This window comes from Kribbella sp. NPDC048837, from assembly GCF_055586945.1.
Genome location: NZ_JBVJHF010000025.1, coordinates 1 through 10,724, shown reverse-complemented (window position 1 = coordinate 10,724; position 10,724 = coordinate 1). Strand labels below are relative to the sequence as shown.

Sequence of the window (10,724 nt, the reverse complement as noted above, 5' to 3'; positions counted from 1 at the left end):
CCGTCGCCGCTGGACCTCCTGGAGCGGCGCTTCGCCGCCGGCAAGATCACCCGCGACGACTTCGACGAGGCCCGCGCCCGCCTACGCGAACACGACCTCGACCGCTGACCCCACACCACGCACGAAAAGGCCCCACCGTCCGACGGTGGGGCCCTCTTCCAGGTGGGGCCCTCTTCGCCCGGTCAGGTAGGGCCGTGTTCCCGCGGTCGGGTGGGGCTGTGTTCGCGCGGTCGGGTGGGGGCTGCCCGTGGTTACGAGGGGCGGATGCGGCGTCCGGTGATGCGGTGGGGTTCGATGGCCATGTAGGTTTCGCGGGTGCCGCCGGCCCAGGGGTGGACGCGGCCGTGGGCGGCGTCGGATTCCTGGCTGATGGCGGGGCGGACCAGGCCGTGGACCAGGACGCTCCAGCCGGTTTGCAGGGCGTCGTCGGTGGAGTCGAGTTCGAAGGTGATCGGTGCCAGGTCGTACTGGGCGACCGCGCTGTCGGCCGCGGTCGCGAAGATGATCAGGCCGTCGAGGTAGCAGTAGTTGACCGGGATGACCAGCAGGTCGTCGGCGCCGTGGTAGGCGATCCGGCCGACACACCCGGCCGCGATCAGCTGCACGCACTCCGCGGTGCGCATCGGCTCCAGCCGAGGCGCCACCGGTGAACCCCCGGGCGCCACCGGAGAACGCCCGGGTGCCACCGGTGAACCCCCGGGCGCCACCGGTGAACGCCCGGGTGCCACCGGTGAACGCCCGGGTGCCACCGGTGAACGCCCCGCCACCGGTGGGCGCCGGGGCGACCTCGGCTGGTGCGGGCCGGTCAGGTCGGCGATGCCGAGCTCGAGCGCGGCCGACAACCGGGCGAGCTCCCCGCCGGTCAGCGCGAACGGCCGGGTCTCGATCTGCTCGACGCGCTCCGTGCTCACACCCGCCCGCTCCGCGACCTCCGCGATGCCCAGGCCGAGGGCCAGCCGCCGTTCCCGGATGCGGACGCCGAGGTCGCTCGGCCCGACCGCCATCGGTGACCTGGTGTCCATCGGAGTCCGCCTTCCCGTCGATCTCGGCACTTCCATGCAAGCAGGCGGGCGCCCGGGCGGGCAGGGCCCGATGTCCCGAGGGACCAGGGCCGGTCGGCACGCCCGGTCGACCCGGTAGAACCGCTCGACGATGCGTTCCAGGTCACTGCTCGTTCGCGCCGAAGGTCCCGGTCACGGTAGGTCGGTTGTCCCTGGCGCGCCCAGCACCCGGGAAGAGATGCTGATCCGAGGACCCGCCCGGGGTGGTGGCGGTCGCGGTCGAGAACGTCGACGACGTCGTGCGGCGGGTCGAGTCGAAGGAGACGGTGATGACGATCAGGGTATTTCTGCTCGACGACCACGAGGTGGTCCGGCTCGGACTGCACCAGCTGCTCGACGCCGAACCCGACATCGACGTCGTCGGCGACGCCTCGACCGCCGCCGAGGCGATCGCCCGGATCCCCGCCGTCCGCCCCGACGTCGCCGTCTTGGACGTGCGGCTCCCCGACGGCGACGGCATCACGGTCTGCCGCGAGATCCGCTCGACGATGGACACCCCGCCGGCCTGCCTGATGCTGACCTCGTACTCCGACGACCAGGCCCTGTTCACCGCGATCATGGCCGGCGCCGCCGGCTACCTGCTCAAACAGATCCACGGCGACGCCCTGATCGACGCGGTCCGGCGGATCGCCGCCGGCGAGTCGCTGCTGGACCCGACGATGACGATGAAGGTCCTCGAACGGCTGCGCCACCCGGTCGCCGACGAGGACCCCCGCTACGCCTCGCTCACCGAACAGGAACGCAAGATCCTGTCCGAGATCGCCGAAGGCAAAACCAACCGCCAGATCGCCCAATCGCTCTACCTGGCCGAGAAAACCGTCAAGAACTACGTCTCCTCCCTGCTCCGCAAACTCAACCTCGAACGCCGCACCGAAGCCGCCGTCTTCGCCGTCGAACACGCCAAGAACCACCCACCAACCCCAACACCGGACAGATAACCCTCAACCCAGGAAGTTCCCGGCCGGGCCGTCGGGAGCGGTCGAGGTGCCGCGCTGCGTGGCGTCGATCGCGGCGCTGATGTCGGCGGCCCAGGCGCGGATCTTGGTCCAGTCCCGGGAGTCGCCGGACAGTGTGCCGCTGGCGAGGCGACGGGCCAGGAAGCCTTTGGCCGTCGCGGGCTCGAGCCGTCCGGCGAAGGTGACCGCCGGCGTGGCTCCGATCTCGCGCGCGAGCCGGCGTACGGCGGGAGGCATGTCCTGCTCCTGGTCTTTGTCAGGCCCGACCGGACCGCTGTGGAACAGCCAGACCTGCCGCGTGCGCAGCTCGTCGACGTTGTCCCGCAGGAACCGGACAGCCTCGCGCCGCCAACGGCGAATGTAGATCGCGCTGCCGAGCACGACGGCGTCGTACGGCTCGACGGTGCCGGCCTGAGCGACGTCGAGGACGTTGACGTCGTGGCCGTGCGCCCGCAGTTCGGCGCCGACGGCCTCGGCGATGCCGGCGGTGGCGCCCATCTTGCTGGCGTAGGTGACCAGTACCTTCTTGGACATCTGGACCTCCTTCTGGTCACCTCCAGCACAGCAGACGCGGCACTGGTCACGTAAGTGCCGAACGGCCTTCGCTAGCGGGGCTCAGGGTCCTCGATCGCCGAGCGCGGGATGATCGCGACCGGGCAGGGGGACTGGTGCAGCATGGTCTGGCTCACCGAGCCGAGCAGCAGGCCGGCGAAACCGCCGCGACCACGGGAACCGACGACCACGAGCTGTGCATCGGCGGACCACTCGAGCAGGAGCTCCGAAGGGTGACCGCTCACCTCGATCAGCTCGGCGGACCGCGTGTCCTCGTGCGCCCGGAGTGCGGCCGTGAGGTCGTGGTCGTCGTCCTCGTCCGGTGGCAGGACCGTCACGATCCGGGGGATGAGCCCGTGCCTCCGTGCGTACGAGAGCCCGAAGTCGACCGCCGCATCGGCGGGCGCCGACCCGTCGTACCCGATCACCACCCGGTCTCCCACCAGCGAGTCCTCGCTCGGCCGTACGACGATCACCGGGCAGCGCGCGTGGGCGGCAAGCTCCAGGCCGGTGGAGCCGACGAGCAGGCTGACGGCCCGGCCGGATGCCCGGCTGCCGATCACGACCAGGTCCGCGTCCCGGGACGCGGCCAGCAGAACAGGGGTGGGAAAGCCGTCGACCTGCTCGGCCGTGATAGGTACGCCGGGGTCGAAGCTGTGCGCGAGTTCGAGTGCCTCGGCGACGATCTTGTCGGCGGCGGCGCGCAGTCCGGGCGCGACATCGCTGGGTCCGACCGGGACGTGGAACTCCGTCCACACGAACGCGTGCACCAGGTGCAGGCCGACCTGCCTGGCGGACGCCTCGGCGGCACCCCACCGGATCGCGTTCTCGCAGTCGGCCGCGCCGTCGATGCCTACGACAACTTTCTTCCCCGTCACGTCCGCGTCTCCGTCCAGCGCCAGTTCCTGATCTCGGGCAGGTCCTCGCCGTGGGTCAGGATGTAGGCGTGGTGCCGGGCGCGCTGGTCGATGAGCCATTGGCGGACGTCGGCGGCGCGCTGACCGAGCCCGGGGACGCGGTCGATGACGTCGAGGGCGAGGTGGAAGCGGTCGAGGTCGTTGCGGACCACCATGTCGAACGGCGTCGTGGTCGTGCCTTCCTCCTTGTACCCACGGACGTGGAGGTTGTGGTGGTTCGTCCGCCGGTAGGTGAGCCGGTGGATCAGCCAGGGGTAGCCGTGATAGGCGAAGATGACCGGCTTGTCGGTCGTGAACAGTGCGTCGAAGTCGGCATCGGGCAGACCGTGCGGATGTTCGCCGGCCGGCTGCAGCCGCATCAGATCGACGACGTTGACGACCCGGACCTTCAACGCCGGCAGGTGCTCGCGCAGCAGGCTCGCCGCGGCGAGCGTCTCCACCGTCGGTACGTCGCCCGCGCACGCCATCACCACATCGGGTGAACCGTCGTCGTTGCCGGCGAAGTCCCAGATGCCGAGGCCGCGAGCGCAGTGCAGGGCGGCGTCCTCGGGCCCGAGCCAGTCCGCCTGGGGCTGCTTGCCGGCGACGATCACGTTGATGTAGTCGTGGCTGCGCAGGCAGTGCTCGGCGGTCGACAGAAGCGTGTTGGTGTCCGGCGGTAGATAGACCCGGATCACCTCGGCCTTCTTGTTCACCACGTGGTCGATGAATCCGGGATCCTGGTGGGAGAAGCCGTTGTGGTCCTGCCGCCAGACGTGTGAGGTGAGCAGGTAGTTGAGCGAGGGGATCGGCCGTCGCCAGGGAAGGCCGCGGGTGACCTTGAGCCATTTGGCGTGCTGGTTCACCATCGAGTCGACGATGTGGACGAACGCCTCGTAGCAGGAGAACCAGCCGTGCCTGCCGGTCAGCAGGTAGCCCTCGAGCCAGCCCTGGCAGGTGTGCTCGCTGAGGATCTCCATCACCCGGCCGTCGACCGCGAGGTGCTCGTCGGTGGGCAGGACCTCGGCGTTCCACGCCTTGCCGGTGACGTCGTACAGGGCGTCCAGCCGGTTGGACGCGGTTTCGTCCGGGCCGAATACGCGGAAGTTCCGGTGCGGCAGGTTGGCTCGCATCACATCGCGCAGGTAGTCGCCGAGGACCCGGGTGGGCTCATGCTCGGTCTGGCCCGGGGCGGTGACCGGTACGGCGTACTCGGCGAGGTCCGGGAGGTCGAGGTCCTTGGACAGCAGTCCGCCGTTGCTGTGCGGGCTCGATCCCATCCGGCGGTCGTCCGGTGGTACTTGCGCGAGCAGCCGGGGGACCGGTCGGCCGTCGGCGTCGAACAGTTCGTCCGGCCGGTAGCTGCGCATCCAGTTCTCCAGGAGCCGCAGGTGGTCCGGTGACGTCCGTACGTTGGCCAGCGGCACCTGGTGCGAGCGCCACGTCCCCTCGACCTGTACGCCGTCGACCTCGTGAGGACCGGTCCAGCCCTTGGGCGTCCGGAGGACGATCATCGGCCAGCGGCGGCGCGGTGTTCCGTCGTGTGCGCGCGCTTCGGACTGGATCTCGGCGATCTCGTCGAGGGCCTGGTCCAGGGTCAGCGCCAGCGCCTGGTGGACATGGTCGGGTTCGTTGCCTTCGACAAGGTACGGCCGGTAGCCGTAGCCCTCGAACAGCCGGGTCAGTTCGTCGTCACCGATCCGGGCGAGGACGGCGGGGTTGGCGATCTTGTAGCCGTTGAGGTGCAGGATCGGCAGGACCGCGCCGTCCGTTCGGGGGTCGAGGAACTTGTTGGAGTGCCACGACGTCGCCAGCGGGCCGGTCTCGGCCTCGCCGTCGCCGACCACGCAGGCCACGACCAGATCCGGGTTGTCGAGGACAGCGCCGTACGCGTGACTGAGGGAGTAGCCCAGCTCGCCGCCCTCGTGGATCGAGCCGGGCAGCTCGGGTGCGACATGACTCGGGATGCCGCCGGGGAACGAGAACTGCCGGAACAGGCGCGCCATCCCCGCCGCGTCCCTGGACACGTCCGGGTAGGTGTCGCTGTAGCTGCCTTCGAGCCAGGTGTTCGCCGCGATGGCCGGACCGCCGTGGCCCGGGCCGATGACGTACATCATGGTCAGGTCGCGTCGCCGGATCACCCGGTTGAGGTGCACGTAGAGCATGTTCAGCCCGGGCGTCGTACCCCAGTGACCGAGCAGGCGCGGCTTGATGTGCTCCGGCCGCAGCGGCTCGGTGAGCAGGGGGTTTCCGAGCAGGTAGATCTGGCCGGCGGACAGATAGTTGGCCGCCCGCCAGTAGGCGTCGAGATCGGCCACCTCCTCGGCGGTCAGCGGCTTTCCGGTGAGCTCATGCATAGGTGTCCTCCTTGGCGGGCTCACGCGGCCGCGCCGAGCATGCTCCCAGCCTCGCGGCAAGTGCCCGTCGACCCCAGAGCCAAAGGTCCCGGTGTCGCGGGACCCATCGGCACTGGCCCGGGCGCCCGCCTCGGGGTGGGCTGGTGGGGTCGAGAGGAGACGTCGTGACGACGGTCGAGCAGCCCGGTGCGGGATGGGACGTGTTGGCCTCGGACGGATCGGTGGTGCGGATCCGTCCGGTGCGGGGGGACGACGAGACTGCGCTGGCGGCGATGAACGAGCGGGTGTCGGATCGGTCGATGTACCTGCGGTTCTTCGGGATCAGCCGATCCTCGGCCGATGAGCACACGCATCATCTGGTGACGGCGCACGACGGGCATGTCGCGTTGGTGGCCGAGTACGGCGGCCAGCTGGTCGGCGTGGCGAGCTACGAACCGCTGCGCGCCGGCGAAGCCGAGATGGCGTTTCTGCTGGAGGACTCGGTCCACGGCCGGGGTATCGGCACGTTGCTGCTGGAGCAGCTCGCGGCGACGGCCCGGGAGAACGGGGTCCAGCGGCTGCGCGCGGACACGCTGGCCGAGAACGCGGGCATGTTGCGGGTGTTCGCCGACTCCGGGTTCGAGCAGGTCCGCCGGCTCGACAGCGGTGTCGTCGAGCTGGTGCTGGACACGGCGTACCGGCCGTCGACACTCGAGCGGATGGCCGATCGTGAGCGGGCGGCCGAGGATCGTTCGTTGCGGCGGTTGTTCTCGCCGCGCGCGGTGGCGGTGATCGGCGCCGGCCGTGCCCCGGGCGGGATCGGCCACGAGGTCCTGCGGAACGTGGTCAACGGCGGTTTCACCGGTTCGGTGTATGCCGTCAACCCGCACGCGGACCGGGTCGCGGACGTGGCCACGTACCCATCGATCGCGGACGTCCCGGGGGAGGTCGATCTCGCGGTGATCGCGGTCCCGGCCGAGCAGGTCCGGCAGGTGCTGACCGAGTGTGGCGCCAAGGGGGTCGGGGGCGCGGTCGTGCTGACCGCGGGGTTCTCCGAGCTCGGCGAGGCCGGACGCGGGCTGCAGCGGGAGATCCTGGAGATCGCCCGCCGGCACAGCATCCGGTTGATCGGCCCGAACTGTCTCGGTCTGGTGAACACCGACCCGGCGGTCAGCTTGAATGCGACGTTTGCCGAGGTCACGCCGACGCCAGGGACGCTGGCGATCGCGGCGCAGTCCGGTGCGGTCGGTATCGCGGTGCTGGATCAGGCGGCACGGACCGGGCTGGGGGTCTCGGAGTTCGTGTCGCTCGGCAACAAGGTCGATGTCAGTGGCAACGATCTGCTGCTGCACTGGTGGGGTGATGCGCGGACCGCGGTGATCGGGTTGTATCTGGAGTCGTTCGGGAATCCGCGCAAGTTCGGTGGCCTGGCCCGGCTGGTCGGGCGGACCAAGCCGATCCTGGTGGTGAAGGGCGGCCGGTCGGTGGGTGGCCGGCGGGCCGGGGCGTCGCATACCGCCGCGGCGGCGACGCCGGAGACTGCGGTGGACGCGTTGTTCGCGCAGTCCGGCGTGCTGCGGATGGATACCGTCGAGGAGCTGGTGGAGACCGCGCGGGTGCTCGCGGTCTCGCCGCGGCCGCGTGGCCGCCGGCTGGCGGTGGTCGGCAATGCCGGTGGCGCGGGTGTGCTGGCGGCGGACGCGGCCGCGCGGCTGGGGCTCGACCTGCCGGAGCTGAGTGCGGCGGTTCAGGGTGAGCTGGCCGCGGTCGGTAGTGGGAATCCCGTCGACCTGGGTGCGGCGGCGTCGCCGCGGAGTCTGGCGCACGCGGTGAGGGTGGTCGTGGACAGTGGTGAGGTCGATGCGGTGCTGGTCTGCTACGCCGCGACCCGCGCCGGTCGGGTCGGCGAGATCTACGCTGCCATCGCCGAGGCCGCGGTCCGGGCCGAGGTGCCGATCGTGGTGAACTGTGTCGGCGCGATCGACGCCGCGCCGGAGATCGAGCTGGCCGACGGTCGCCGGGTGCCGGTGTTCCCGTTCCCGGAGAGCGCGGTCCGGGCGCTGGCGCAGGCGGTGCGGTATGCCGAGTGGCGGTCAAGGCCGCAAGGCGCCGTACCTGAGCTGGCTCGGGTCGACGCGGCGGGTGCGCGGGCGGTGGTGCGGTGGTTCCTCGAGCGCAATCCGGACGGTGGCTGGCTGGAGCCGCTGCGGACCGGTCAGCTGCTGCAATGCGCCGGGGTGCCGGACATCGCGGTGCTGGCCGCGTCGAGTCGCTCCGAGGCGATCCAGGCGGCGGAGTCGGCGGGCTATCCGGTCGCATTGAAGACGGCCGCGCCCGGGGTGCTGCACAAGACCGACATCGGCGGTGTCCGCATCGGACTGGCGGACTCGGTGCAGCTGGCCACCGCCTACGACGAGGTCGTCGCGGCCGCCGGGGACCCGCACGTCGTGGTCCAGGCGATGGCGCCCAGCGGGACCGAGCTGGTGATCGGGGTCGTGCGGGATCGTCTGTTCGGTCCGCTGCTGATGGCCGGCAGCGGCGGGATCCTCACCGACCTGCTCGCCGACCGGCAATGGCGCGGACTGCCGCTCACCGACCTGGACGCCCTCGAGATGCTGCACGCACTCCGCTGCGCACCCCTGCTGGCCGGCTACCGCGGCGCGCAGGCCGCCGACCAGGACGCCGTCCTGGACGTCATCCACCGCATCGGCTGGCTCGCCGACCAGATCCCCGAACTCGCCGAGCTCGACATCAACCCCCTGATCGCCACCCCATCAGGCGCCGTCGCCGTCGACGCCCGGATCCGCCTCACCCCGGCCACCCCCGAACCCGACTGGCACGCCCGCCGGATGCGCGGCGACCAGTCCTGATCAGAGCCGGACCCGCTCGAGGTGGCTGGGGGCCACCGCGGTCCAGTCGAGCTCGTCCTGGATCCTGCGGACGAGCTCGGCGCGGGCGTGGTCCTCACCGTGCACGACATGGACGACCTCCGGTGCCCGGGGAGCGGCGGACAGCCACGCGATCAACTCGTCGGAGTCGGCGTGCGCGGAGAACTCGGACTGTCCGACGATCTGTGCGCGGACCGGCACGTACCGGCCGTGGATCTTGACCGAGCGAGCGCCGTCGAGCAGCGCGCGGCCACGGGTTCCCGGAACCTGGAAGCCCGGGAGCACGACGGTGTTCCGCTTGCCTGGAAGCAGCCTGGCCAGGTGGTACAGAACCCGGCCGCCGGTGGCCATGCCGGACGCCGAGATGACGATGGACGGGCGGCCGGGATCGCTGATCCGCATCGATTCCTCCACCGAGTGGACCAGGCGCAGGTCGCCTGGATCGAACGGGTCCGGGCCACCGACGATCTCGGGCCGTAGCTCGGGCGACTTGGCAGCGACGGCGGCCCGGTAGACGTTCAGCGCGGCCAGGGCCATCGGACTGTTGACGTAGACGGGCAGCCTGGGGATGAGGCGGTCGTGGGCCAGTCCGGTGAGCTCGTGCAGCAGGACCGCGGTCCGGTCGATGGCGAACGCAGGCATCAGGACGACGCCGCCGCGGGCGGCTGTCGCGCTGATCAGCTGGGCCAGCCCGGCGTGGTCCAGCGGCTGATGGCGGCGATCGCCGTACGTCGCCTCGACCAGGATGGTCTCGGCGGCCGGCGGAAGTTCGGGTGGCAGGAGCAAGGGATGTTCCTGGCGGCCGAGATCGCCGCTGACGAGCAGGCGTCGGCCGTCCTGTTCGAGGACCGCGAACGCGGAGCCGAGGATGTGGCCGGCGCGATGGAGCGTGACAGTGGCGCCACCGGGCAGTTCGACCCGGCCGGCGGACGGCCGGAACAGGCCGATGGCTCGCTCGGCATCGGCGGCGTCGAACAGCGGCAACGGCGGGTCGTGCCGGGAGTACCCGTGCTCGCGGGCGTGCTGTGCGTCCTCGACCTGGAGGTGCGCCGCGTCACGCAGCACGATCGCCGCGACGTCGGCCGTACCCGGGGTGCAGATCACCGGGCCGCGGAAGCCTTGCCGGACCAGGCCCGGCAGGTGGCCGCAGTGGTCCAGGTGGGCGTGGGTGAGGACGACGGCCGACAGCGACTCCGGGTTCACCGGAAACTGATCCCAGTTCCGCCGGCGCCAGCGGGCGTCGCCCTGGAACAGGCCGCAGTCGATCAGAACCCGGTGCTGATCGCGCTCGACCAGGAACTTGCTGCCGGTCACCGTCCCGGCGGCGCCGAGGAAGGTGAGACTCGTCATCCCGCGTCTTCGAGTGTCTGCTCGAACCGGACAGCGACACGGGAGAGGGCGCGGAGGGCGGCGATGGTCTCGGCGATCTGGGTGTGGGACGTGGGTGGGTGGACGGTGCGGTAGAGGTCGTTGCGGAGGTCTTCGAGGTGGTCGACGAGGTGCTCGATCTCGTGGGCCGTGATGGTGTCGTAGGGGGTGATGATCGGCAGGATGCGGCCGCGGTACGCGGTGATCGTGTGCTGTGCTTCGGCGAACCGGCGTTCCTCCAGGAACCAGTTGTCGGAGGTGCTGTTGTCCGCGATGGCTTGGAGGTCGGTCTCCCAGCGTTGGAGTTCGTGTTGCAGCGCGGTGGTCATGGCTGTTCCTTGGTGGGGAGGAAGTCCGCGAGTGGCCGGCGGGCGGTGCCGGTGCTGGGACGGGTGTGGCTGAAGCGGATGATCATGTGGGCGTAGCCGGGGCGTTGGGTGAGGGCCTGGACCTGGGGGCGTAGGTCCTCGAACTCGAGTGGCTGGTTGAGGAAGGATGCGCTGAGGCCGAGCCGGGTCGCGGTGAGCAGGACGCGTTCGAGTGCGGTGCCGGCGGCGACCTGGTCGGTGGGCTGGTCGTAGTCGGTGGACAGGATGGCCAGGTCCGGGTGGGTTTCGAAGCTGGTCTGCTGCCGGGTCCGGTCGGTGGGGCGGGTGGCCAGGTCGCG

Annotated in this window: 10 protein-coding genes; 3 read left to right on the top strand and 7 right to left on the bottom strand. The window is 70.8% G+C overall.

Translation table 11 applies throughout. The annotated features are described in order from the left end of the window. Window positions 1-9: 9 nt before the first annotated feature. Entirely contained in the window at window positions 10-108 is a 99-nt protein-coding gene (locus ACZ6O0_RS44295) for a hypothetical protein (RefSeq protein WP_465771149.1), read from the top strand. A gap of 143 nt (window positions 109-251) precedes the next feature. Here ACZ6O0_RS44295 and ACZ6O0_RS44290 read toward each other — a convergent pair whose 3' ends face one another. Then, window positions 252-1,022, bottom strand: a complete 771-nt coding sequence (locus ACZ6O0_RS44290; protein ID WP_465771148.1) for a helix-turn-helix domain-containing protein — start codon at window positions 1,020-1,022, stop codon at window positions 252-254. 242 nt (window positions 1,023-1,264) lie between these two features. On the opposite strand from ACZ6O0_RS44290, the gene ACZ6O0_RS44285 reads away from it, so the two are divergent. Continuing rightward, window positions 1,265-1,999 (top strand): response regulator, encoded by a 735-nt coding sequence (locus ACZ6O0_RS44285; protein WP_465771147.1) that lies wholly within the window; start codon window positions 1,265-1,267, stop codon window positions 1,997-1,999. Window positions 2,000-2,002: 3 nt separating this feature from the next. On the opposite strand, the gene ACZ6O0_RS44280 is transcribed toward ACZ6O0_RS44285, so the two are convergent. The 3 genes from ACZ6O0_RS44280 to ACZ6O0_RS44270 form a co-directional block, all read right to left on the bottom strand. Next, window positions 2,003-2,551 (bottom strand): flavodoxin domain-containing protein, encoded by a 549-nt coding sequence (locus tag ACZ6O0_RS44280; RefSeq protein ID WP_465771146.1) that lies wholly within the window; start codon window positions 2,549-2,551, stop codon window positions 2,003-2,005. 71 nt (window positions 2,552-2,622) lie between these two features. Then, window positions 2,623-3,447 carry a universal stress protein gene (locus ACZ6O0_RS44275; RefSeq protein WP_465771145.1) on the bottom strand — a complete coding sequence of 275 codons (825 nt, stop codon included), beginning with the start codon at window positions 3,445-3,447 and terminating at the stop codon, window positions 2,623-2,625. Beyond that, a complete protein-coding gene (locus tag ACZ6O0_RS44270; RefSeq protein ID WP_465771144.1) occupies window positions 3,444-5,822 on the bottom strand; it encodes a phosphoketolase family protein in 2,379 nt (792 codons plus the stop codon). Before ACZ6O0_RS44270 ends, ACZ6O0_RS44275 begins: the two co-directional genes overlap by 4 nt. Before the next feature lie 164 nt (window positions 5,823-5,986). On the opposite strand from ACZ6O0_RS44270, the gene ACZ6O0_RS44265 reads away from it, so the two are divergent. After that, complete coding sequence (locus ACZ6O0_RS44265) at window positions 5,987-8,671, top strand: bifunctional acetate--CoA ligase family protein/GNAT family N-acetyltransferase (RefSeq protein WP_465771143.1); 2,685 nt, start codon at window positions 5,987-5,989, stop codon at window positions 8,669-8,671. On the opposite strand, the gene ACZ6O0_RS44260 is transcribed toward ACZ6O0_RS44265, so the two are convergent. The 3 genes from ACZ6O0_RS44260 to ACZ6O0_RS44250 all read right to left on the bottom strand — a co-directional run. Then, on the bottom strand, window positions 8,672-10,039 hold the full coding sequence (locus tag ACZ6O0_RS44260) for an MBL fold metallo-hydrolase RNA specificity domain-containing protein (protein ID WP_465771142.1): 1,368 nt from the start codon (window positions 10,037-10,039) through the stop codon (window positions 8,672-8,674). Continuing rightward, window positions 10,036-10,386, bottom strand: a complete 351-nt coding sequence (locus tag ACZ6O0_RS44255) for a hypothetical protein (RefSeq protein WP_465771141.1) — start codon at window positions 10,384-10,386, stop codon at window positions 10,036-10,038. Before ACZ6O0_RS44255 ends, ACZ6O0_RS44260 begins: the two co-directional genes overlap by 4 nt. Further along, window positions 10,383-10,724: hypothetical protein (locus ACZ6O0_RS44250; protein ID WP_465771140.1), on the bottom strand; the 342-nt coding region annotated here is incomplete at its 5' end. The genes ACZ6O0_RS44255 and ACZ6O0_RS44250, both read right to left, overlap by 4 nt.